The 22020-nt window shown below is 47.7% G+C and carries 25 protein-coding genes, 4 tRNA genes and 1 riboswitch; of the genes, 27 read left to right on the plus strand and 2 right to left on the minus strand.

The window, feature by feature from the left end:
• The first annotated feature begins 44 nt into the window (after positions 1 to 44).
• The 17 genes from EYB31_RS38035 (at position 45) to EYB31_RS38110 (ending at position 13648) form a co-directional block, all read left to right on the plus strand.
• Positions 45 to 971, plus strand: coding sequence for a carbohydrate ABC transporter permease (locus EYB31_RS38035; RefSeq protein ID WP_131018841.1), 927 nt, complete (start codon positions 45 to 47; stop codon positions 969 to 971).
• Between the two features lie 18 nt (positions 972 to 989).
• Positions 990 to 1814, plus strand: coding sequence for a carbohydrate ABC transporter permease (locus EYB31_RS38040; protein WP_131018842.1), 825 nt, complete (start codon positions 990 to 992; stop codon positions 1812 to 1814).
• Positions 1815 to 1821: 7 nt separating this feature from the next.
• Entirely contained in the window at positions 1822 to 3228 is a 1407-nt protein-coding gene (locus EYB31_RS38045) for a sulfatase family protein (RefSeq protein ID WP_131018843.1), read from the plus strand.
• A 20-nt stretch (positions 3229 to 3248) separates the two neighbouring features.
• Positions 3249 to 4526, plus strand: a complete 1278-nt coding sequence (locus EYB31_RS38050; protein ID WP_131018844.1) for a sulfatase family protein — start codon at positions 3249 to 3251, stop codon at positions 4524 to 4526.
• 526 nt (positions 4527 to 5052) lie between these two features.
• Complete coding sequence (ehuB, locus tag EYB31_RS38055) at positions 5053 to 5961, plus strand: ectoine/hydroxyectoine ABC transporter substrate-binding protein EhuB (RefSeq protein WP_131018845.1); 909 nt, start codon at positions 5053 to 5055, stop codon at positions 5959 to 5961.
• Between the two features lie 4 nt (positions 5962 to 5965).
• On the plus strand, positions 5966 to 6628 hold the full coding sequence (gene ehuC, locus EYB31_RS38060) for an ectoine/hydroxyectoine ABC transporter permease subunit EhuC (RefSeq protein WP_131018846.1): 663 nt from the start codon (positions 5966 to 5968) through the stop codon (positions 6626 to 6628).
• Between the two features lie 3 nt (positions 6629 to 6631).
• Complete coding sequence (ehuD, locus tag EYB31_RS38065; protein WP_131018847.1) at positions 6632 to 7285, plus strand: ectoine/hydroxyectoine ABC transporter permease subunit EhuD; 654 nt, start codon at positions 6632 to 6634, stop codon at positions 7283 to 7285.
• Positions 7286 to 7337: 52 nt separating this feature from the next.
• Positions 7338 to 8174: an ectoine/hydroxyectoine ABC transporter ATP-binding protein EhuA gene (ehuA, locus tag EYB31_RS38070; RefSeq protein WP_131018862.1), complete on the plus strand. Its 837-nt coding sequence runs from the start codon at positions 7338 to 7340 to the stop codon at positions 8172 to 8174.
• A gap of 15 nt (positions 8175 to 8189) precedes the next feature.
• Positions 8190 to 8699, plus strand: a complete 510-nt coding sequence (ectA, locus tag EYB31_RS38075) for a diaminobutyrate acetyltransferase (protein WP_131018848.1) — start codon at positions 8190 to 8192, stop codon at positions 8697 to 8699.
• Positions 8700 to 8712: 13 nt separating this feature from the next.
• Positions 8713 to 10008 carry a diaminobutyrate--2-oxoglutarate transaminase gene (gene ectB, locus EYB31_RS38080; protein WP_131018849.1) on the plus strand — a complete coding sequence of 432 codons (1296 nt, stop codon included), beginning with the start codon at positions 8713 to 8715 and terminating at the stop codon, positions 10006 to 10008.
• 29 nt (positions 10009 to 10037) lie between these two features.
• Positions 10038 to 10418: an ectoine synthase gene (locus EYB31_RS38085; protein WP_131018850.1), complete on the plus strand. Its 381-nt coding sequence runs from the start codon at positions 10038 to 10040 to the stop codon at positions 10416 to 10418.
• A 28-nt stretch (positions 10419 to 10446) separates the two neighbouring features.
• Complete coding sequence (thpD, locus tag EYB31_RS38090) at positions 10447 to 11358, plus strand: ectoine hydroxylase (protein ID WP_131018851.1); 912 nt, start codon at positions 10447 to 10449, stop codon at positions 11356 to 11358.
• Positions 11359 to 11438: 80 nt separating this feature from the next.
• Positions 11439 to 11606, plus strand: a riboswitch (cyclic di-AMP (ydaO/yuaA leader).
• Positions 11607 to 11675: 69 nt separating this feature from the next.
• Positions 11676 to 12098, plus strand: a complete 423-nt coding sequence (locus tag EYB31_RS38095; protein WP_131018852.1) for a hypothetical protein — start codon at positions 11676 to 11678, stop codon at positions 12096 to 12098.
• Positions 12099 to 12110: 12 nt separating this feature from the next.
• The gene (locus EYB31_RS38100; RefSeq protein ID WP_131018853.1) at positions 12111 to 12305 is read left to right on the plus strand and encodes a family 4 glycosyl hydrolase; all 195 of its coding nucleotides are present in this window, start codon (positions 12111 to 12113) and stop codon (positions 12303 to 12305) included.
• A 134-nt stretch (positions 12306 to 12439) separates the two neighbouring features.
• On the plus strand, positions 12440 to 12595 hold the full coding sequence (locus EYB31_RS40535) for a hypothetical protein (protein ID WP_165452827.1): 156 nt from the start codon (positions 12440 to 12442) through the stop codon (positions 12593 to 12595).
• Between the two features lie 288 nt (positions 12596 to 12883).
• Complete coding sequence (locus EYB31_RS38105) at positions 12884 to 13420, plus strand: DUF6155 family protein (protein WP_240763206.1); 537 nt, start codon at positions 12884 to 12886, stop codon at positions 13418 to 13420.
• Positions 13421 to 13432: 12 nt separating this feature from the next.
• Positions 13433 to 13648 carry a hypothetical protein gene (locus EYB31_RS38110; protein WP_240763207.1) on the plus strand — a complete coding sequence of 72 codons (216 nt, stop codon included), beginning with the start codon at positions 13433 to 13435 and terminating at the stop codon, positions 13646 to 13648.
• A 195-nt stretch (positions 13649 to 13843) separates the two neighbouring features.
• Here the strand turns inward: EYB31_RS38110 and EYB31_RS38115 are convergent, their stop codons facing one another.
• On the minus strand, positions 13844 to 14404 hold the full coding sequence (locus EYB31_RS38115) for a helix-turn-helix domain-containing protein (RefSeq protein ID WP_131018854.1): 561 nt from the start codon (positions 14402 to 14404) through the stop codon (positions 13844 to 13846).
• A gap of 139 nt (positions 14405 to 14543) precedes the next feature.
• Here EYB31_RS38115 and tdh point away from each other — a divergent pair, with 139 nt between their 5' ends.
• On the plus strand, positions 14544 to 15584 hold the full coding sequence (gene tdh / locus EYB31_RS38120; RefSeq protein WP_131018855.1) for an L-threonine 3-dehydrogenase: 1041 nt from the start codon (positions 14544 to 14546) through the stop codon (positions 15582 to 15584).
• A gap of 26 nt (positions 15585 to 15610) precedes the next feature.
• A complete protein-coding gene (locus tag EYB31_RS38125) occupies positions 15611 to 16795 on the plus strand; it encodes a glycine C-acetyltransferase (RefSeq protein WP_131018856.1) in 1185 nt (394 codons plus the stop codon).
• Positions 16796 to 17059: 264 nt separating this feature from the next.
• On the opposite strand, the gene EYB31_RS38130 is transcribed toward EYB31_RS38125, so the two are convergent.
• Positions 17060 to 17971: a helix-turn-helix transcriptional regulator gene (locus tag EYB31_RS38130; RefSeq protein ID WP_131018863.1), complete on the minus strand. Its 912-nt coding sequence runs from the start codon at positions 17969 to 17971 to the stop codon at positions 17060 to 17062.
• Positions 17972 to 18071: 100 nt separating this feature from the next.
• On the opposite strand from EYB31_RS38130, the gene EYB31_RS38135 reads away from it, so the two are divergent.
• From EYB31_RS38135 to EYB31_RS38180, 8 genes are all read left to right on the plus strand, one after another.
• Positions 18072 to 18536, plus strand: a complete 465-nt coding sequence (locus EYB31_RS38135) for a VOC family protein (RefSeq protein ID WP_131018857.1) — start codon at positions 18072 to 18074, stop codon at positions 18534 to 18536.
• A gap of 816 nt (positions 18537 to 19352) precedes the next feature.
• Positions 19353 to 19583, plus strand: a complete 231-nt coding sequence (locus EYB31_RS38140; RefSeq protein WP_131018858.1) for a hypothetical protein — start codon at positions 19353 to 19355, stop codon at positions 19581 to 19583.
• A gap of 219 nt (positions 19584 to 19802) precedes the next feature.
• Positions 19803 to 19878, plus strand: a tRNA-Phe gene (locus tag EYB31_RS38145).
• 2 nt (positions 19879 to 19880) lie between these two features.
• Positions 19881 to 19955, plus strand: a tRNA-His gene (locus EYB31_RS38150).
• A 6-nt stretch (positions 19956 to 19961) separates the two neighbouring features.
• Positions 19962 to 20036: transfer RNA gene (locus EYB31_RS38155), tRNA-Gln, on the plus strand.
• Between the two features lies 1 nt (position 20037).
• Positions 20038 to 20123: transfer RNA gene (locus tag EYB31_RS38160), tRNA-Leu, on the plus strand.
• Positions 20124 to 20390: 267 nt separating this feature from the next.
• On the plus strand, positions 20391 to 20969 hold the full coding sequence (locus EYB31_RS38175; protein ID WP_131018859.1) for a ribonuclease H-like YkuK family protein: 579 nt from the start codon (positions 20391 to 20393) through the stop codon (positions 20967 to 20969).
• 376 nt (positions 20970 to 21345) lie between these two features.
• Positions 21346 to 21951 carry a hypothetical protein gene (locus EYB31_RS38180; RefSeq protein WP_131018860.1) on the plus strand — a complete coding sequence of 202 codons (606 nt, stop codon included), beginning with the start codon at positions 21346 to 21348 and terminating at the stop codon, positions 21949 to 21951.
• Positions 21952 to 22020 lie beyond the last annotated feature (69 nt).

Here is a 22020-nt window from a genome sequence, read left to right on the forward strand (position 1 = left end):
AGCGGTCCGCGGGGCCGCTTGACCACAAAGGAGATGGTTGCAAGATGGCGATGTCATCCGCGGTCCCTAACGTCAACGAGCGTAAAAAGAAAGCATATCATCTTGAGCGGACCGACACGGTGTGGGGATACATTTATTTAAGCCCCGTGCTGCTCTGGGTGCTAATATTCATGTTGTTCCCGATGTTTTATATGGTTTACTTAAGTTTCTTCGAGTGGAATTTTATCAGCCCCGTCAAAAAATATATCGGCCTCGGCAACTATATCCAGCTGTTTCAAGACGACGAGTTTTTGGAATCGGTGCTGCATACGATTCATTTTACGGTTGCATCGGTTATTCTGACCGTGGTCTGCGCGCTGCTGATTGCGCTTGCGCTGAATCGCACCTTCCGCGGCGTAGGGATATTGCGTTCGGTTTATTATTCGCCGGTTGTCGTTTCCATGGTTGCCGCCGCTATGGTGTGGAGTTCGTTATTTGACCCGAACTTCGGAGCAATCAATCGTTTCTTAAAATTGTTCGGCATTCAAGGTCCCGGCTGGATCAGCGATCCCGATTGGGCGTTATGGTCGATTATTATTATGTCGGTATGGAAGATGATGGGATATTACGCGGTTATTTATCTTGCGGCGCTTCAAGGTATTCCCGAATCGCTGTACGAAGCGTCTTCGTTGGACGGAGCGGGCCGCTGGCGGACGTTTACCTCCATTACTTGGCCGATGCTGCTGCCGGCTACGCTGCTGATCGGCGTGATGGGTGTAATCAACTCGTTTCAAGTATTCGGGCAAGTATATATTATGACCCAAGGCGGACCTGTCGGACGGACCAACGTAATTGTAAACTACCTTTACGAAAAAGCGTTTCACTTTTTTGAAATGGGATACGCCAGCGCGATCGGTTTTGTGTTGTTTGCGATGATTTTTATTGTCACGTTGATTCAGTTTAAGTTCGTTAACCGAAAACTCGATTATTAACAAGAAGGAGACCCTCCAATGAGCAAACTTCAATCGCGGTATGGGATTGTTTATATAATCGCCGCAATAGGCGCTCTCTTGACCCTGTATCCGTATGTATGGATGGTCAGCACCTCGTTGAAAAACCAAACCGAGGTGTTCACCTCGGGACTCTCGTTATTGCCTCAAGTATTCAGCCTCTCCGGCTTTGAACGGGCGTTTCAGGCCGCTCCGGTCGGGAGATTTCTGTTCAACTCGTTATTTGTGACGGTCATTACGACGATTGGCGTTGCTTTTACGTCGATTTTTGCCGGTTATGCGCTCGGACGCCTGCAGTTTAAAGGAAGGGATTTCATTTTTCTGCTCATTCTTGGAACGATGATGATCCCGCATCAGGCGACGATGATACCCAGCTATATTTTGCTGAACTGGTTCGGCTGGATCAACGAATACAAAGCGTTGATCATCCCGCATATGGTCTATCCGTTTGCAATTTTTGTGATCCGCAATTTTCTGCTTTCTTTGCCCAAAGAACTGGAGGAAGCGGCGATGATTGACGGCTGCAGCCGCAATCAAACGTTGTTCCGCATTATTTTGCCCAATATTAAGCCGGCTCTTGCCACGGTCGTCATTTTTACGTTTACGTATAACTGGAATGATTTTTTCTATCCGCTGGTTATGACGAAAACCAATGAGATGCGGACGGCTCAGGTCGGACTTGCCGTGTTGAAATCGCAGTTTCCGATGGAATGGCCGATGCTGATGGCGGCCACTGTGCTCACTTCCATCCCGGTGTTTCTGATTTATTTCTCGTTCCAGCGCTTTTTTGTCAAAGGCGTCGTTGGCAGCGCGGTGAAAGGATGATGGGGATATGAACGTTAACGTGCAGCAGCGCCCTAATGTGATCTGGATATTGGTCGATCAGATGCGTGCTCAAGCGATGAGCCACCGGGGTGATCCCAATGTGAGCACGCCGAATCTGGATCGCATGGCGATTGACGGGGTGAATTTTACGCAGGCCGTATCGGGCACGCCGCTGTGCTGCCCGTTCAGGGGTTCGATGCTGACCGGCCGATATCCGCACTTGTCTTCCGTTCCGGCTCTGAATTCCCCGCTATCGGTTGATGCAGTGACGGTTGCGCATTGCTTCCGTGACCAAGGCTACCGCACCGCTTACATTGGCAAATGGCATGTCGACGGCAACCGGCCGGAGCTGGATATGAAGGATCCGAGGAATAACAAGGAGGTCCGGTTTATCCCGCGGGAGCGCAGGGGCGGCTTTGAGGATTGGTGGGCCTACGAAAACAATAATCAGCCGTTTCATTGCTATGTGCATACCGACGGCCCGTCCGGAGAAGAACAGCTGTTTCGCCTGAACGGCTACGAGACCGATGCGTTGACCGATCTGTTCTTGGACTGGGTTAAGCGGCGGAGCGAGCTTGCGCCGGAGCAGCCGTTTTTTGGTGTGCTGTCTGTGCAGCCGCCCCACGATCCGTATGTAGCGCCCGCAGCGGATATGTCCCGCCACAGAGCGGCCAATGTCGAATTAAGGCCAAACGTCCCCCCGGTGGCGGGAATCAGGGAGCGCGCGCAAGCGGAGCTGGCGGGGTATTATGCCGCGATCGAACGTATTGATTTTAACGTGGGACGGATTCGTGATGAATTGAGGCGTCTGGGACTGGATCAAAATACGTATGTCGTCTTTTTTAGCGACCATGGAGACATGCACGGCTCGCACGGGCAATTCCGTAAGATGGCCCCGTGGGAAGAATCGATCCGCATCCCGCTGCTGGTCTCCGGACCGACGCGAAAAAGCTATAAAACGCAGGAATGCCCGGCACTGCTCAACCATGTGGACATCGCGCCGACCACGCTTGGACTTTGCGGCATTCAGCCGCCTGCTTCCATGCAAGGCTTCGATTATTCGCCGTGGATTGTGAGCAGCAACACGCCTGAGCAGGATCTGCCGGAGAGCGCTTATCTAAGCCTCCCCGTTCCGACGGCCATGCAGACCGGACTGATTCCTGAAGAGGGAATCGACCGTCCTTACCGCGGCATCGTAACGAGGGACGGGTGGAAATACGTGGCGATGGAGAGCCAGCCTTGGCTGATGTACAACCTTGGCGAAGACCCTTACGAAACAGTCAATTTGGCTTATAATGTATTTTATCAAGCGAAGAGGCGGGAGCTTCATACAATGCTGCTGGCGTGGATCGAGCAAACGGAGGATACGTTTGTTTTGCCGCAAAGCCCGGACTCTCCCGCTTGGAAAGGCTAGAGGGAGGACTTGGTTCAACCATGAATATCGTTTATTTGCATACTCACGACACGGGGAGATATATTCAGCCATACGGATATGCGGTTCCTACGCCCAATCTTATGCGGCTCGCGGAGGAAGGAGCGCTGTTTCGGCACGCTTATTGCGCCGGGCCTACCTGCTCCCCCAGCAGGGCGGGGCTGTTGACCGGCATGGCCCCCCATTCCGCAGGCATGTTTGGGTTGGCCCATCTCGGGGCGCAGCTTGACGATTACGGCAGGCATTTAGCGGCCTATTTGGGCGGAAACGGCTATGAGACCGCTCTATGCGGTATTCAGCATGAGGCTCCGGAAGCGGCGATGATCGGTTACGACCGTATTATCGGAAATCCCACATACGATATGAGCGTATTTGACTTTAATTCGGTTGACTGGGACCTTGAGAATGCGCGGGCGGCCGCAGATTATATCAAGCAGGAGCACAAGAAGCCGTTTTTTCTGTCGGTGGGCTTGTTTAATACACATCTCAATTTTCCCAAGGCCGATCCCTTGATCAATCCGGATCATATTGCCGTGCCCTCGCAATTTTACGACAATGCCGAGAACCGTAAGCTGTGGGCTGCATATTTGACCTCGGCGCGGGCGGCCGACGATTGTGCTGGAATTGTGCTGGATGCGCTTAAAGAGTCAGGGACTTGGGCCGATACGTTATTTATTTATACGACCGATCACGGGCTTCCTTTCCCGGGGATGAAGTGCAGCTTGTTTGATACCGGCATGGGAGTTTCTCTGATCGTACGCACGCCCCAACACGACCGGCGCGGGGAGGCGGTTGACGCCCTTGTGTCGCATCTTGATCTGTTCCCGACCATATGCGAGCTGGCAGGCTTACAGACGCCGCCTTGGCTGCAGGGGCACTCCTTGCTGCCTCTGCTGCGGCGAGAGGTGGAGTCGGTCCGGGACGCCGTGTTTGCGGAGATCAACCATCATGTGGAATACGAGCCGATGCGGGCGATCCGCACGGAGCGGTACAAGTACATTCACAATTTTGGCCGCACCGAGTATTTGCTGCCCAATCTGGATACGAGCGAAATCCGTTCTTTCCTTGTAGAAAACGGATTTCTTGATACGGAGAAACCGCGAGAAATGCTGTTTGACTTATATCTTGATCCATTGGAGAAAGAGAATCTGGCTCATAGCGAAGGGTATAAAGAAATCAAGGTTTCATTGGCAAAGGAATTATTTGAATGGATGTATGCCACCCAAGATCCATTGTTAAACGGGGATGTACCTCTTCATCGTCAAAATAAACCTGATTAATGGCCGCGGCTTCTGGAAAAAAGCCGACTGTCTATGAAGAATTATTGAAAATAGATCAATTATTACTTTTGTTTGAATAACCCTTGAAGAGGCATGCATACGCACAGCCTCTTTTTTTATTGTGATCAATCTCCAATCGGCTCAACCGCATCTTCCATTGATGAGCCCAGCGACAATTTCTGCCACAACTACTATGGCAACGCTCAAGCGAAAACGCCCAAATTTGTTCCTTTAACATTAATATAAATGAAATGTTGCCAAATACACAATTAAATACTCTTTTATCTCAAGATTATAACTAATATGTTTCTTTTTCTTCATTTTTTAATTATTTTATTGAATATTGCGTATTATTGAGCATCTGGGGGGATATGGGAGGTTTTTCTTGGATAAGTCTGCTTATGTTCTCTCAGGGAGGGACAACAGGGCTAATGAAGGCTGACACTGGATAACCGGGGGTGAGATCGAATTCGGATCATGTTACCCTATATAAGGGACCCATAATATTGGAAAAAGGAGAGTGCACGTGAAAAAGTTGTTATGTTATCCGTTGACTATTTTCTTGGCGGCAGCCGTTGTGGGATGTGGAGCCCAAAACACGGTTAGTCCCGCACAAACCGCCAATACCGCACCTAAGCCTTCGGTACAAGAGAACACCCAGGAGAAGGCGAAGAAACAGGGCTTTATTACAGTCGGATTTGCTAATGAGAAGCCGTACGCTTACGCTACACCGGACGGCAAGCTGACCGGCGAGGCCGTAGAGGTCGCCAGAGTGATCTTGAAAAACATGGGCATCCAAGAAATGAACGGGGTGCTGACCGAATTCGGATCACTGATTCCCGGGCTGAAGGCTAAAAGATTCGATATTATTACTGCCGGCATGTTTATTAATCCGGACCGGAGCAAGGAAGTTATCTTTGCCAATCCGGAATACAGCATCGGAGAGGCGATTGCTGTGAAGAAAAGCAATCCGCTGCAATTACATAGCTATAAGGATATCGCAGCGAATAAAAAAGCGAAGGTTGCTGTGATGGTCGGCGCAATTGAAAATGATTACTTAATGAAGTCCGGCGTAGCCAAGGAGCAGATCGTAACGGCGCCGGATCAGCCCTCCGCGGTTTCTGCCCTGCAAGCCGGCCGGGTGGATGCCATTACGATGACAGGACCATCGCTGCAAGCCATGATGGAGTCGGCTAAGGACGACAAACTCGAGCGGGTCATGGATTTTAAGCAGCCGGAAATCGACGGCAAGAGCGTAAGAGGCTACGGAGCTGCAGCCTTCCGTAAGGAAGATACCGCCTTCAAAGAAGCCTTCGATAAGGAATTGGAAAAATTAAAAAAATCAGGACAGCTGCTTGAGATTTTAAAGCCCTTCGGATTTACGGAGCAGGAGCTTCCAGGGGATATGACGGCTGAGCAGCTATCCAAAGGCTGATCGGATGGCGTTATTTGCAACCATAGCAGAGTTTCTGCCGAGTCTGTTGAAGGGAGCTCTTGTGACACTGGAAATTACCGTTCTCTCCGTCATTTTGGCTGCGGCTGTTGCTTTTATAGCTGGACTGCTGCGGTTGTCCCGCTTTCGAATTATTCGTGCTCTGGTGATCGTCTATGTCGAAGTTTTTAGAGGCACTTCGCTTTTGGTACAGCTTTTCTGGCTGTACTTTGCATTACCGATGCTGTTGAATATACAAATTCCGGCCATGACGGCAGCGATGCTGGCGCTCGGCTTGAATTACGGGGCATACGGATCAGAAGTCGTACGAAGTTCGATTCTCGCCGTACCTGCGGGGCAATACGAAGCGGCTGCCGCATTAAATATGAGCCCGGGCTTACGGATGAGGCGCATTATACTTCCTCAGGCGCTTGTACGGATGCTTCCTTCCTTCGGCAACCTGCAGATTGAGCTGCTAAAGGGTACCTCACTCGTCTATTTAATTACGCTTATGGATTTAACGTATCAGGGGATGGTGTTGCGTACCTTCGACAGCTCCAAAACACCGGAAATCTTCATTCTGCTGCTGATTCTATACTTTATCATGTCGTATGCGTTTACCTGCGCGATTCGTATTGCAGAGCGCAGAGCGGCTAGGGGGCGGGGTTAGCGCATGTGGAGTTGGGAGTATGCGATTCAAATTTTACCTGAGCTGGTTCGAGTGCTGCCTATTACGATTAGCGCTACGCTGCTCGGCTTTGTGACCGCATGCCTGCTGGGCTTGTTATTAGCGTTGACTGCAAGATCGAAAAGCAAGTTGTTGTCCCGCTCTACTAGAGGCTGGATTGAATTTATTCGCTCGACGCCATTGCTTGTGCAGTTGTTCGTGCTCTTTTACGCGCTGCCCCTCTACGGCATTTCGCTCTCTCCTTTTGTTGCAGGCGTCATTGGGCTGGGAAACCATTACAGCACGTATTTGTCAGAGGTGTTTCGCTCCGGAATTGAGGCCGTTCCCCGAGGTCAATGGGAAGCTTCCAAAGCATTGAATTTTACTCCGAAGCATACGTGGATGAGCATCATTTTACCTCAAGCTTTAACTCCTGTTATTCCGGTTATGGGTAACTATTTGATCACATTGTTCAAGGAAACTCCGCTCTTATCCGCCATTACGATGGTAGAACTGCTTCAGACGGCGAAATCGATCGGCTCGGGCTCGTTCCGATACCTGGAAGCCTTCACGCTGGTTGGTCTATTGTTCCTGCTGCTCAGTTACCCGTCATCGCTGCTTATCCAAAGACTGGAGATTCACTTCCATAGAAACCGATAAGGGGGACTGTCCTTTGAATATCACGGGGGATACCGGATTGCCTTTCGGACGAATGACACCGGAAGGAAAGCTTGGGCTGCAGCCTATCGTCAAATATCGCAACGTAAGTAAATCGTACGGTTCAACACAAGTATTAAACAACATTGATTTGGACATTTATCCCGGGGAAAAGGTAGCTGTCATCGGTCCTAGCGGATCAGGCAAAACGACTCTTGCCCGTATGTTAATGACACTTGAGCAGCCAACGAGCGGCACCATAGAGGTAAACGGGGAAATGCTGTGGCACCAAGAATTCAAGGGCCGTCTGATCCCTGCCAAGGAGAAGCACTTACACAGAGTACGGAGCAATATCGGCATGGTATTTCAGCATTTTAACTTATTTCCTCATATGACAATACTGCGTAATGTAACCGAAGGGCTGATCCATGTGCAAGGCATGAGCCGCACGGAGGCAGAGGAGCGAGCCATTGAAATGCTCGATAAAGTCGGGCTCGCCGATAAAGTGAAGGAATATCCGTCCAAACTGTCCGGCGGGCAAAAGCAGCGTGTGGCGATTGCAAGGGCTGTGGTCATGCGTCCTAAGGTCATGTTGTTCGATGAAGCAACCTCTGCTTTGGACCCCGAGTTGGTCGGTGAAGTGCTGGCTGTCATTAAGGATTTAGCCGCTGAAGGAGATATGGCCATGTTGCTGATCACACATGAGATGGATTTCGCAAGGGAGATCGCTGACCGGATTTTGTTTACTGATGGAGGCTCCATTATTGAACAGGGGACCCCGGAGCAAATTTTTGAGAATCCACAGAGCCCGAGATTGCAATCATTTCTAAGCAGGTTTCGACAAAATTGGCTGATGGGAGGAATGGAACAAGTTTCATCCTCTGTTGAATAGATAGGAGTGAACTCAATGGCTTCAAGGTTATCCATAAGAAATACGAAGGCTGACGACGGCAAACGGATATGGAGGTTAGCCGTAGACAGCGGCCGTTTGGATGTTAATTCTTCGTATTGCTACATTATGCTGTGTGATTATTTTTCCGACACCTGCTTTGTTGCAGAGATTGACGGTGAAGCGGCAGGCTTCGTAACCTCCTTTATCCATCCTTTAAATCCGGAGCTGCTGTTTGTATGGCAAATGGCCGTAGCTGAAGAGCATAGGGGTCAAGGGATTGCCGAGCTGCTTCTTCATCATCTTATGGAGAGTGAGAGCTGTAAAAAGGTTCGTTATCTGGAAACGACGGTCTCACCTGGAAATTCCGCTTCTCGGCGTGTCTTGTCCAAGCTTTCAGAGCGTATCGGTACTTCCATGGTCATTTCGAAAGGATATACTTCGGCTTTGTTTCCGGAGGGTAAACACGAGGAAGAACCCCTCATCCGCTTAGGTCCATTGCAAAAGACATCCATCCCAACTAGTTAGAAGGAGGCAACAAATGAAAACGTTACAAAAAGAAAAGCCATCTCTGCACGTCTTTGACACCCTTGAATCGGAGGTGCGCAGCTATTGCCGTTCGTTTCCAACCGTATTTACAAAAGCCAAAGGTTATACATTATGGGATGCAGCCGGAGAAGAATATATCGATTTTTTTGCAGGAGCCGGGGCGCTTAATTATGGGCACAACAACCCGGTATTGAAGCAAAAGCTGCTGCAATACATTCAAGAAGACGGGGTGACCCATAGTCTGGATATGGCTACGGAAGCCAAGCAACAGTTTTTGGAACGGTTTCGCCAAGTGATCCTTGAGCCAAGAGGGCTTTCTTATAAAGTTCAGTTTCCAGGTCCCACGGGCGCCAATTCGGTTGAAAGCGCCTTGAAGTTGGCGCGTAAGGTTACGGAGCGTTCTACGGTGATAGGATTTACTAATGCATTCCATGGCATGACGCTTGGGGCGCTCTCGGTTACCGGGAATAAGTTCAAGCGAAGCGGGGCCGGTGTACCGCTGCATCACAGCGTATCCATGCCTTACGACGGGTATTTGGGTGAAAATTTTCATACGATAGATTATATGGAAAATTATATTCAAGACACTGGCAGTGGAATTTCCCTTCCCGCCGCCATTATCGTTGAAACTATTCAAGGAGAGGGAGGCATCAATGTAGCTGGAGCCGAATGGCTGCGCCGTCTGGAAAAGCTATGCAAGGAACACCAAATCGTGCTCATTGTGGACGATGTCCAAATGGGCTGCGGAAGAACCGGTACTTTCTTCAGTTTCGAGGCTTCGGGGATTACGCCTGATATTGTATGCTTATCCAAATCAATAGGAGGTTATGGCCTGCCCATGGCCTTGACATTGATCCGGCCTGAACTGGATATATGGGAGCCGGGTGAGCATAACGGGACCTTTCGGGGAAATAATCTGGCATTTATCACAGCATCCGAGGCATTGCGTTATTGGGAGAACAACGATTTTTCCAAAGAAATCATAGATAAGGGAGAGCTATTAAACCTTCGACTCTGCAGCATGGTTTCTTCTTTTCCTCAACTGAAGGGTCAGGTAAGAGGTAGAGGCCTGATGCAAGGAATCGCATTTGAGACAAACGGTGTGGCTGAATCTTTATGCGAGCTTGCCTTCTCCAAAGGATTAATTATGGAAACCTCGGGTACGGACAGTGAAGTGGCCAAGATCATGCCGCCATTAATCATTGACCAAACAGGTCTTAATCGCGGCCTCGACATTTTGGAGCAGTGCATGAAGGAATTGGCGGCAAGGCATTATGCCCTTGCATAAGATTTGAAATTTCCGAGGAGGCATGGAGTATGATTGTTAGAAATATCAATGACTTTACAGGGACAAAATTCGATGTGGACACAGAAACCTGGTCAAGTAAACGATTGTTGGTTAAGGCGGATAATGTGGGCTTCTCGCTTCACGATACCATCATTAAAGCCGGCACGGAAACGGAAATATGGTATAAAAATCATGTTGAGGCTGTTTACTGTATCGAAGGCGAAGGTGAAATCGAAGTGCTGGCTACCGGTACGATCTATCCTATTCAGCCGGGAACACTGTATGTGCTGAATGGACACGAGAAGCATCTGCTGCGCGGGAAAAGCCAGATGCGTATGATCTGTGTATTTAATCCGCCTACCACAGGTCAGGAAGTGCACGATGCCGAAGGAACCTATCCTTTAAACTAAACTATAATAGTGAGGAGTTGCCATTCCGATGACCATGAAAGAGCAAAGTACACTGAAACCTGTGTCTAATGCAGCTGACGTCTATCCTTCGAGAGTGTATCCGGAGCCAAAGCTGATATCCCGGACAGACCCCGTAGTATACAATCACTCGATAGAGCAACCGGTGATCAATGAGGATCAGTTGGCCTTCTATGAGGAGAACGGATATTTATTCCTGGAGGAATTTTTTGACGAATCACAGGTGCAATTGTGGAAGGAGGAGCTCGCAAGGCTCTGGGAGCAGAATAAACACGAAAAGAAGCCTGAAGTGATTCGTGAGCCTGGAGGCGATGAAATCCGTTCTATATTTGCCGTGCACCGCGACGATGAGGTGTTTAAGCAAATGGCGCAGCATCCGAGCATGCAGGCTATCATCAAGCAAATTTTGGGAAGTGACGTATATGTCCATCAATCCAGAATTAATTTCAAACAAGGCTTTACGGGGAAAGAATTTTATTGGCATTCGGATTTTGAAACGTGGCATGTGGAGGATGGGATGCCAAGAATGAGAGCACTGAGCTGCTCTATTGCCTTGGAAGATAATCATGCAAATAACGGACCCCTGATGGTCGTGCCGGGGTCGCATCAAATCTTCGTCTCCTGCGTAGGCCAGACACCGGAGAATAACTACAAATCGTCGCTCAGAAAGCAAGAATACGGGGTTCCCGATCAGGAGAGCCTGAAGTATTTGGTGCGGCAGGGAGGGATTGTTGCACCTGTTGGGAAAGCCGGCTCTGTGCTGCTATTTGATTGCAATTTGATGCATGGATCCAACAGTAATATTTCGCCTGATCCTAGAAGTAACGTATTTATCGTGTATAATAGTGTGCACAACAAGCTGGGTGAACCTTGTTCCGGGCAAAAGCCACGTCCGGACTTTATAGCATCAAGAGAAGCATAAACTGTAGACAATCGAAAAAAAGCAGGGCCCCAAGGGAGGTCCTGCTTATCGCCGTCAATGTAGGGAAAGCCGGCATTAAAGCAACTTGATCGCTGAGTTCTGCATTTTGTTAGAGCAGGAGCGGGGGAACCAACATCAGCTGCATGAAACTTATGCTCTGTGGGGTGAATCCCGGCATATGCCGGGTAGGGCGATTCTCACGTCCGAATCCGACAGCTAACTTCGTAAGCGTACTATTTGGAGAGGCAGAACAGGGTGGTCAGAGAATTTAAATATGGCTTCGACTACGCGTGCTGCCTCCAAAGGAGGAGAACACATTGAGTAGTTTTCGCATGCAAACCGAATCCAGCGCGACAGAGTATATTATAGTCTCCGCTCCAAACCGTGCGGGCAAAGAATTTCTCAGTTTGCTTAGGGAAAAGGGTGAGAATTTTTTGGCAATTACTAACAATAAATATGGAAAAAAACGATTGGAGGCCATGGGGGTGGATCAGATTCTCATGGTGAATACAGAGGATGATAGAACATGGGGCGCTCCCGATATCCGGGTCGGTGAGGTGTATTTATTTGAACTTAGCTTCAATCTGTGCTGCCGCTACATACAAATCTGTAAAAAGTGGAACCCGCGTTCCATTCATGTCATTACTAAAAGAGGAAACACGAGGGTCGCTTACAGAGGTCTTGGGGCGAATCAACTTACTTATATAAATAATAACGAAGTGGAATTTTTATTGACGTAGCGCTCTATTTTAGTGGAGATCACACATAGCCTGGTTGCCCGGCACTTCGCGAATCAACAAACCGTGCTTCAGGCGGCGTTGACGAAGGATAAATCACTGGCCTTTCAAGCGTCTATTCAAGATCCGTTAGTTACGCTGGATGTTAAGGGTGCGCAAAGCTTATTTCAACAGATGCTGCAAAATACCAAGGCCTATTTACCTGGCTGATTGATTTAGGAAAATCAAACGTCTTTGTTCCGGGCTGTGAACCGGGGCAAAGACGTTTTTTGTAAAAGAGCTTCAACCTTGAAGAAACTAGCGATTTTATGCCGCAGATGGGGCCGATGGCAGGCTAGACCATTATGGCGCAGTTCGAACCGAGCAATCCGCAGCATCCAGAACAAAATCCTACCGATTGGCTCGAATACCGTAAGTACGTTGCCAGCATACCGGGACTGAAGCTCGTTGTTGTCGAGGATCCGGACAAGCCCAAGTACAATAGGCGCCTTCTGGGGTGAAGTCAATGGTAATATGCACCGTCTGACTGTATAGATCTCACTTGGTCCATACGGAGATGAGCTGAATCAAGATCTCGTATGTTATACTGATGATAACATAGAGGAAATGTTCATGTCAGAGGGACATTACCAGCCGTTCATTCAAGTTGTTTTTGACGCGAATCTGGAGCTGGGTCAAAGAAGGATATGATTCAGAACATTTCTCATACGAAGAAGTAAATCAGTAGTTTATTCGACAGAAGGACAAGCTGATTTTCACTGATTAAGAAACCGGAGGATATAAAGCCCGTGAAGCTAACAAAGTCCGCTCTGAATAAGCATCTGAAGCAGCTAAGCAATGACCGGCTCATCGATTTGGTCAAGGCTTGTTATGGAGCCAGTAAAGATATGGAGAAGTTTCTTGCCGTAAGAATACTGGGCGCTGAGGCGGTAGAGTCCCTCTATCAAGAGTACCGCAAGAAGGTTGAAAATGAATTTTTCCCTGAACGGGGTTTCGGCAAGCTTAGGCTGAAGGAAGCGAGAAATGCGATCTCGGAATTCGAGAGATTGACCGGGAACGTCAAGTACAGTCTGGAATTGAAGCTGATCTACGTCGAAAATGGAGTTGATTTCACCTTAAGTTACGGGGATATAGATGGGCGCTTTTACTACAGCATGGCTTCCATGTATGCTAATATCATTGATCAAGTGAATGAAGATGAATTGGGCGAATTGTTCGACGAATTCAAAGAACGTTTGGAAGCGATCGTTTCCAAAACAGAAGGTATCGGTTGGGGTTTTTATGACAATTTGGCTGAACTGCATAGTCAGTTACGATGGCTTTAGGTGGTGAGTTTTATGCCCGCCAGGAAGAAAAATAAACGGGTCGATCAGAATACGGATCATACGAGGCTGCTTGAACAAGACGAGAATTTCTATTTTATCGCCGGATACACGGATGGCGGTTTCCCTTATGGTATCACATGGGAGGAATATGAGGCGGAACAACGCCGCGAGTCGACAAAAGTAAACGTAACTGGAGATGATCACTTAAAAGAGTTTGAAATTGACTAAGCAGCAGTTTCAAGAGATCGTGGAATAGCACAAGTTGATAAATAAAGCTTAAGGAGCATATCCTCCTTAGGCTTTATTTTTGTGCGTCCGGCATGGGCAATAACATGTATATAGCCTTGTACAATAAAACCGTCGTTTTGGTACAGATAGAACAAAAGAAAGGCACAAGCCGCCGGTCGGTGATGCTTGCTTTCTTTAAGCGGAAGGATAAAAGATGATAGTTTTATAGACGGTCTCGCGGTCAGTTAAATTTGTATAAGTATGCGGTCTGTCTGCGGTGAAATGGATACCGTCGCCGGCATTCAGCGTGTAGCTTTCTTGCCCGATCGTAACCTGCAGCTTGCCTTCCACCATCAAAATGTATTCTTCGACGCCTTCGTTGTGCGCTTCGGATGTATGGCTGCAATGCGAAGACATTTTGACCGTGTAGATTTCGAAGTTCTTTTGCGGGTGGAAAGGGAACAGGGGATATGCGCGATATTGGCCGTCTTCTTCCTCGAAGGGAGATAAGTCATCCGAACGAACGACGGTTATTTTCGGCTCATCGTCTTCGATCAACGAGGTGAAGGAGATCTGCAGTCCGCTTACGATTTTCCACAGTACCGAGATCGTCGGGTTTGAATCACCGCGCTCGATTTGCCCTAGCATCGCTTTGCTGACACCTGTCAGCTCGGCCACCTGATCCAAGCTTAAGCCCCTTGTTTTGCGGATGTTCAGCAGCTTTCGGCCGACCATCTTGTGTATCGGTTCTTGCATGGTGTGACTCCTTTTATTCAAATTGGGTCTGATAAAATCGCCTATTTACAATATAACATACATTCGTGTAACATGGTATACATAAGCGTTAAAACGTACGTATGTATATTATATTGTATTTTTCGCAGGGGGAATCATCATGGCCGGATCAATGATAGGGTTGGTTAAAGAGCATCGAGGACCTGGTGCTGTATTAAAAGAAGTTCCCATTCCGACATGCAGCGACGATGAAGTGCTTGTGCAAATTAAGGCGACGTCTATTTGTGGAACGGATCTGCACATTTATAATTGGGATGCTTGGGCGGAAAAAACGGTGATTACGCCGAATGTCTTCGGGCATGAATTTGCCGGCGTCGTTGTCGAAATCGGGGATCGGGTTCGCGGTGTTAAGCTCGGCGACCACGTCTCCGCTGAAGGGCACATGAGCTGCGGGAATTGCAAAGCGTGCAGGACGGGTAACGGGCATGTGTGCCCCCATACAAAAAGCTTTGGTATTACGGCACCGGGCTGCTTCGCCGAATTCGCCGTCGTCAAGGCGAGTAATCTTATTTGTAACGCACCTGAATTGCCATTCGAAATCGCTTGCTTGCAGGATCCGCTTGGCAATGCGGTTCAGACCGTGTTGTCCGGCGATATCGTGGGGAAATCAGTCGCGATCATCGGCGTAGGGCCGATCGGTTTGCTGGCGATCAAGGTGGCGAGAGCATGTGGTGCAGGCGCGATCTACGCCGTGGACATTAATCCGAATCGGCTCGGCATCGCTTTGCAGATGGGAGCGGATGTGACGATCAACGCACTGCAAACGCGTACATCCGAGGAGCTGCGCAAGCTCACGGACGGCGAGGGGGTTGAAGTCGTGCTCGAAATGTCCGGCAGCCCGCTGGCTATTGCAGACGCGTTCGAAGCGGCCGCAAATGCGGGAAGAGTGTCTCTGCTGGGCCTTCCGACAAAGGAAGTCAGTTTGGATGTGACAAATCAGATCATTTTCAAAGGGCTTAAAGTTGAAGGCATCACCGGCCGCAAAATGTACCAAACCTGGTATCAGATGAAGGGTTTATTGAACCAGAAACGAGTGGATTTGGCCTCGGTGATCACACATAAATTTACACTGGAACAATATGAGGAAGCTTTCCGTTTAATGCAGGAAGGCCAGTGCGGCAAAATTGTTTTTATGCATTAATTCAATGTCACTTAGGAGGAAACTCTATGAAATATTTAGATGATTTGGCGGCAGATATCGAAGGCTGGAAACGTGACGGGCGGTACCGTACGATTAAAGTATGGGAGAGCGGTTCCGGCACGTGGATGTATTTGAACGGGCGCCGTATTCTCCAAATGTCCTCCAACAATTATTTGGGGCTGACGGATCATCCGGCATTAAAGAAAGCCGCGATTGAGGCAATTGAGAAATACGGTGTCGGCAGCGGATCGGTGCGGACCATAACGGGGACGCTTGATATTCACGAGCAGCTTGAGCTTGAGCTGGCCGCATTCAAAGGCACGGAAGCGGCGCTTGTTTTTCAATCCGGCTTCACGACGAATCAAGGCGCGTTGTCCGCGATTCTTGGCGCAGATGATGCTGTTATTTCCGACGAACTCAACCATGCGAGCATCATCGATGGCATTCGTCTAACGAAAGCGGCGCGCAAAATCTATGCGCACAAGGACATGAACCAGCTCGAAGTCGTGCTGAAAAATACGCAAAAGCACCGTAAACGCATCATCGTGACCGATGGCGTCTTCAGCATGGACGGCGATATTGCACCGCTTCCCGACATCGTGCAATTAGCGGAAGCCTATGATGCTATAGTATATGTCGACGACGCGCATGCCAGCGGGGTACTTGGCAAGAATGGCAAGGGTTCGACCGATCACTTCGGGCTTCACGGGCGGGTGCATGTCCAGATCGGCACGTTGTCCAAAGCAATTGGCGCCGTTGGCGGTTATGTGGCTGGGGCGCAGCTGCTGAAGGAGCATTTGATTCACTCCGCGAGGCCGTTTCTCTTCAGTACTTCGCAGCCACCGGCTGTTGCGGCAACCTGCTTGGCTGCAATCCGGGTGCTTCGCGATAGCTCGGATCTGGTCGCCAGGTTGTGGCACAATGCGGACACTTTCCGGAGCTCATTGCAGCGTTTGGGCTTCGATACCGGTGCCAGCGAGACGCCGATCATCCCCATTATCGTCGGTGATCCGATTCGGACGACACACTTCTCGGATCGATTGCTCGAAGAAGGCCTCTTCGCGCAAAGCATCTTGTATCCGACTGTGGCGATGGACAAAGGGCGCGTGCGTCTTATCGTTACGGCGCAGCATACGGAAGAAGATCTTGCTTTTGCCCTCGACAGTTTGGAGAAGGTGGGGCGGGAATTCGGTTTGATCTATATAAGTTGAACCAAAGATTTGAAGTCCGCTTCATTCCGAAAGGGATAGTCTTGCCCGCTTCAGACATCTTGTTTTGAATTCCTTTGATGAAATGGGCCTGCGGTTTGTAGGAATTCAAAGCCAAAACTCGCTGGCAAGACCATTCCCTTTCTCCATTTCACTCTGCCTTTCCAGGCAGTTCTTTGGTTCAACTTATATAGGTATATCTTACAGTAGATCCTTATTCGTTTACACGACAATACGGAGAAGCCGTGTATGTTGATCATGTACTCGTTAAGCATATTTATCCATCATTTTATTTAAATAATTCCGAAAGTGTTCAACATAGGTTTTGGGCTCTACGATTTGCAGATTTGTACCGAAGCTCGCTAAAAATTGAAATCCATGACTGTTTTGCGGAACATGGATTGTTGCTAATAAATAATCAGAGCTATAGTTTTCAATGCTCTTTCGACCGTATCTCTCAATGAATTGATCTTTTATGCCGGGTGAAATCAGCGCCTTGACTGCGACTAGCTCCGGCTCATAATTTGCTTCCTGCTCTTGTTCCAATACATCACCTCTAGGGCTAAACGTTTGTTCATTTATCTTAAGATGCTCGATCCGGGATAATTTGAACGTTCTATATCTCATGCGATGTAAACAGTATCCTTTCAAATACCAACTCGTTTCGCTAAAATGAAGCTGATAAGGCTCGACAGTTCTTTTTGTCGCTGTGCCATTTTTATCTATATAATCAAATGAAACCAATCTTCTCTTTAATATGGCTTCCTGACATGTTTTCAAGGTTTGACGAAGCTCCGACCGACCCTCCCAATCATAAAAAGATAGTTGAATCGAACCTTTCGGAGCCAATGGACTAACCATGGCTTCTATTTTTTTGATCGTTATTTCAACTTCTTCGCTAATGAGAATTTGCTCCAATCCGCCGAGCGCAGTCAATATATTCTCTAAGTCGGAGCTGCTTAAAAGCCGTTTATCAACCTTGTATTCATCCATAATACCGTAGCCGCCATGAACTCCAGTGACCGAATAGACCGGGATGTTTGATAAACTCAAGGTTTCCATATCGCGAAGAATCGTTCTTTTGGAGACGTTAAATAATTGAACGAATTCTTTGGTGGAAACGACATTTTTTTTCAGCAAGATCATGATGATAGAGATGAGTCTCTCAACCTTTTCCATCGGATTCCCCTCTTTTTCTGCTTCAGTATGAAACAGTGACATATAGCTGTCACCTTTTATAAATTATACTACATTTATAACAAAAAGGAGGTATTGCTCGATGGCAGCTATTGTCTATTTAAACTTTGATGGAAATGCACAACAAGTGATTGAATTTTATTCGGAGGCTCTAAGCGCAATTGAAGTAAAAAAAGCGAAATTTGGGGATATCCCGCAAGATCCAAACTACCCACTGCCGGAAAATGAGTTAAATATGATCATGGAGTCTTCCATAGCATTAGCAGGCGGTAAAATCATGATGTCGGACATTTTGCCTTCAATGAAGGCGGCAACAGGCGAGCTGGTGAAAGGGAATAATGTTCTGATTAGTCTGGTCATGGATGACAAGCAAAAACTGGAACAATATTTTAGTCATTTGTCTGTTGGCGGTCATGTGATCATGCCGGTATCCAATACGCCTTGGTCTTCGTGTTTTGGAATGTTAGTTGATAAATTTGGAGTCAACTGGAAATTTAATAGCGACGCAGATCGGTTTCTTGATCACGTAATATCCAACAAGCAGTAACTCATTCAGAAAAATGGTCTTACAACTTAAGGCCATATGATTAACGCTTTAAAATTCGTTGTACTAATGTTGTTAGCAGGGACGCCACCGGCGCAACCGGCACGGCGGTAGCTCGGTCCGGACATAAGATTACTTTTGTGACGATAGATCACACCCACTATTGACACTGAAGTTGTAATTGATTTATGATAAGGAAAATTTAGGAACATGGAAAGGAGCGTGAGCGGGGATGAAAAAGGCCATATATCCATTTGGAGTTGAGCGCATTGAGCAGTGGAGCCAAACGAAAGGCGACCATTTATTTCTTAATGTCCCAAAATCATATATCTTGCCACGCGGACTTTTTCGATATCCCTAACTCCTTGAAGACAGGGAGGAAGTGTAGACAAAATAGACGACATTTTTGACGGTTTTGTCCTGATATGAAAAGATCGCTGGCATTCAGCGGTCTTTTTTCTTTTTTTCTATATAAATGGAACAAATGACTTGGAAGCCCGTTCCGTTCCGAAAGGGATTATTTTGCCGCTTCAGACAGCTTGTTTTGAATTCCTTTGATTGAATAGGCCTGCGGATGGCAGGAATTCAAAGCCAAAACTTGCCGGCAAAACAATTCCCTTTCTCCACTGCACTTCGTTCTTCCTGGAAGTTCTTTTGTTTAATTTATATAGATGGGTGAAATATAAAAATTACAAAAAGAGGGTTGACATCAAAAATGCACCATGATAATATCGCAATAAGTAAAGCGGTAAAACATTAAAGCGTTAAAGTGCAAAATCGAACTGATGAGAAAATTACGATGAAAGGAAGGGATAGGTCATGAGAAAGCCATTATTAATAAATCAATGCGAGAAGCCTTGTCAGCAGCAGTTATTTGGTTATCCGGAGATATCGATCAATCATGAGCATGCCGATATTTGGCGCGAAAATGGTATTAAAGGGCAATTTTTGAGCTTCCTTGAAGCCTATATCCAGCCGATCATTCGTAGCTTTTACGTGCCACGTTTGGACCGTTCAATCCTAGAAAGAGGAGGAGCGGTGCTAACGTGATCTTAAATCACGGACCGTTCTGAATCTAATTCCGTTGATCCATAGATTTTGTACGTAAAAGGCTACTTGCACTCAAGCAAGTGGTCCGTTTGTGCTTGTCTTCTTTCGGGCGAATAACCTGATGAGCGACTCAAATGGTACCACGGCGGGGCGAGTAGCATTTTCTATGCAGAAAAAAATCGTGCATTCGGTGGGTTCGAGTCCGTATTCCGCTCCAATGGTTTGGCAGCTCAGTTGGCAGAGTGATGGCCTGAAAAGTCATGCGCCGCTGGTTCAATTCCAGCCCGAACCTCCATGGAGATCATGGCGAAATGGTTAACGCGACGGATTGTGACTCCGTTATCACCGGTTCGATTCCGGTTGGTCTCCCCAAAATATTGCCTCTTAGCCAAGTGGGTAAGGCAGCGGTCTTTGAAGCCGCGATCCCAGGTTCGAGCCCTGGAGGGGCAGCCATGCGGCTGTGATGGAATAGCAGACATGCGGGCCTCAAAGGCTCGTGCAGCGAAAGCTCAGTTGCGGGTTCAAATCCCGCTGGCCGCACGAAAAGTACATAACAAGCGGTTCGCACAGTGTGAGTTGGCCATGAAATGGGTTTAGGCGTAGCTCAATGGGTAGAGCAGCTGACTTTTAATCAGCAGGTCAAAGGTTCAAATCCTTTCGCCGGCACCAAATAAAGGCGAGTAGCGAAGAGGTTAAACGCAACTGACTGTAAATCAGTTCCCTTCGGGGTTCGGCGGTTCGATTCCGTCTTCTCCCACTAAACCAATACGAAAGGAAGAAGCCAGCCTTGCATTACAGGTGAATCCCATGAAAACAAAAATACGACAATACCCATTCATTCATGAAACGACGTTCCGCAATACGACTGAACAGAACCTTGAGTTTAACGACGTTCTGGACCGAATTTCTCGTTTCATCGAGAGCGATCCGGGGGCGGTTTATGATCTCGTAGTTACTACAGATGCTCAGACCCATCCAGGACACACGAAATTCGTGAGTTACATCGTGATTTATCGAGTCGGCCGTGGCGCATGGCTGTGCAGCCGGCAAGTGATACTACCGAGGGAAATCCGTTCTGTTCAAGAAAAATTGTCATTAGAAACAACCTTCTCCAGTGAGATTGCCGCCCAGTTCAGTTATGCTGAGCGAAATCGCCTCGAAGACATCATATTGCCGTATCTGGATCAAGGAGCGGATATTCGTTTCATGGTCGATATCGATGGTGGGACGGGAGCAAAAAATAAGACGGTAGCCTACATTTCTGAAATGGTTGGTCGAATTGAAGCAATGGGTTTGATCGCACGGGTAAAACCTGAATCGGTAATGGTGAGTCTCGCTGACCGCGAAACAAAAAAACCATATCGGTTGCGAGCTGCTTCTACATAAGTGACAACGGCCTCAGGGTAAATGAGAATCCCTCCGAACAAAGTCATGGACGTAAAAGAGGTGGCTTACCAAGCACGCAGCGCGCCCGGGATCGGCATTGGAAATTTATGAGGTGCAGCCATTGCCACTGCCGGGCGCAATAGGGGCATCCATTTTTAAAGTCCACAGTGTGATGATTCCAGTAAAATAATCCTTCCCACGTAACGTCCCCCACCATGTAACCGTACTTCGCATCCGCTGTACTGGTTTTGATTTCTTAAGATCTGCTCCGCCTCCCTTTTGCAAGTTGATTCCGTAGCGGATTAAAAGTGGTATAGTAATAACAAAAGAATGTTACTGAAGGCGGGAGGATATGGCGCGGCAAAGTAAGAGAAAGATGTCCATCTTGCAGGGGATAAGAGCGACTATTCATTCGCTAACTAAACCTAAACGGAGTTCCAAGAAAGCAAATCGAGGAAAGGCATCAAGCGCTAAACGCGTAAACCGTAATATTAGTAATGCCAAAGAACTCCAAGAGAACCTGGAGCAGAAAATAACGAAAAAAATATCCAATGATATGCAAAAGATGAAGCAGCAAATGCAGCAAGAACTTTTGGAAAAACTGACGAGTCAGAATACGGCTCATACTAATCATGGTTCTGAAAAGGAAAAGAAGATAGAAGCTGCCATTGAAAAAAGAGCAGGCAGTAAAGGGAATAAGGCCTCGACCAATTTGAACAAAGGTATTTATAACCCCCAATCGGACTGTACTTTTCTTAAACTGTTGATTTTGTCCGATCATGTAAAAGGTGAGGTTGTTGTAGGGTATGAGGTCTTAGATAATAGCAGCCAAAAAATTTGGGGAATTGGCATACATGAAGGGACCCGATTGGGAAGGTCTACAAAAATATTAAACACAAAGGTAAAAAGCCGTAAAGTCGAGTCTGTGAATGCTAATCTAAATTGTGACCACCCTGCAGGGGTTCGCTCATCAAAAAAATGACCACCTGAGCATCACTTTCCTGTAACCTTGGAGTTGCTGAGACAACAAGGGATACAGGAGGAAAGGGAA

The organism is Paenibacillus thalictri (genome assembly GCF_004307995.1).
Classification (GTDB): domain Bacteria; phylum Bacillota; class Bacilli; order Paenibacillales; family NBRC-103111; genus Paenibacillus_AF; species Paenibacillus_AF thalictri.

Excerpts from the sequence above, each read along its gene's own strand:
- EYB31_RS38035 (WP_131018841.1), top strand. The coding sequence starts at position 45 with ATGGCGATGTCATCCGCGGTCCCTAACGTCAACGAGCGTAAAAAGAAA.
- EYB31_RS38040 (WP_131018842.1), top strand. The coding sequence starts at position 990 with ATGAGCAAACTTCAATCGCGGTATGGGATTGTTTATATAATCGCCGCA.
- EYB31_RS38045 (WP_131018843.1), top strand. The coding sequence starts at position 1,822 with ATGAACGTTAACGTGCAGCAGCGCCCTAATGTGATCTGGATATTGGTC.
- EYB31_RS38050 (WP_131018844.1), top strand. The coding sequence starts at position 3,249 with ATGAATATCGTTTATTTGCATACTCACGACACGGGGAGATATATTCAG.
- ehuC (WP_131018846.1), top strand. The coding sequence starts at position 5,966 with ATGGCGTTATTTGCAACCATAGCAGAGTTTCTGCCGAGTCTGTTGAAG.
- ehuD (WP_131018847.1), top strand. The coding sequence starts at position 6,632 with ATGTGGAGTTGGGAGTATGCGATTCAAATTTTACCTGAGCTGGTTCGA.
- ehuA (WP_131018862.1), top strand. The coding sequence starts at position 7,338 with ATGACACCGGAAGGAAAGCTTGGGCTGCAGCCTATCGTCAAATATCGC.
- ectA (WP_131018848.1), top strand. The coding sequence starts at position 8,190 with ATGGCTTCAAGGTTATCCATAAGAAATACGAAGGCTGACGACGGCAAA.
- ectB (WP_131018849.1), top strand. The coding sequence starts at position 8,713 with ATGAAAACGTTACAAAAAGAAAAGCCATCTCTGCACGTCTTTGACACC.
- EYB31_RS38085 (WP_131018850.1), top strand. The coding sequence starts at position 10,038 with ATGATTGTTAGAAATATCAATGACTTTACAGGGACAAAATTCGATGTG.
- thpD (WP_131018851.1), top strand. The coding sequence starts at position 10,447 with ATGACCATGAAAGAGCAAAGTACACTGAAACCTGTGTCTAATGCAGCT.
- EYB31_RS40535 (WP_165452827.1), top strand. The coding sequence starts at position 12,440 with ATGGCGCAGTTCGAACCGAGCAATCCGCAGCATCCAGAACAAAATCCT.
- EYB31_RS38110 (WP_240763207.1), top strand. The coding sequence starts at position 13,433 with ATGCCCGCCAGGAAGAAAAATAAACGGGTCGATCAGAATACGGATCAT.
- EYB31_RS38115 (WP_131018854.1), bottom strand. The coding sequence starts at position 14,404 with ATGCAAGAACCGATACACAAGATGGTCGGCCGAAAGCTGCTGAACATC.
- tdh (WP_131018855.1), top strand. The coding sequence starts at position 14,544 with ATGGCCGGATCAATGATAGGGTTGGTTAAAGAGCATCGAGGACCTGGT.
- EYB31_RS38125 (WP_131018856.1), top strand. The coding sequence starts at position 15,611 with ATGAAATATTTAGATGATTTGGCGGCAGATATCGAAGGCTGGAAACGT.
- EYB31_RS38130 (WP_131018863.1), bottom strand. The coding sequence starts at position 17,971 with ATGGAAAAGGTTGAGAGACTCATCTCTATCATCATGATCTTGCTGAAA.
- EYB31_RS38135 (WP_131018857.1), top strand. The coding sequence starts at position 18,072 with ATGGCAGCTATTGTCTATTTAAACTTTGATGGAAATGCACAACAAGTG.
- EYB31_RS38140 (WP_131018858.1), top strand. The coding sequence starts at position 19,353 with ATGAGAAAGCCATTATTAATAAATCAATGCGAGAAGCCTTGTCAGCAG.
- EYB31_RS38175 (WP_131018859.1), top strand. The coding sequence starts at position 20,391 with ATGAAAACAAAAATACGACAATACCCATTCATTCATGAAACGACGTTC.
- EYB31_RS38180 (WP_131018860.1), top strand. The coding sequence starts at position 21,346 with ATGTCCATCTTGCAGGGGATAAGAGCGACTATTCATTCGCTAACTAAA.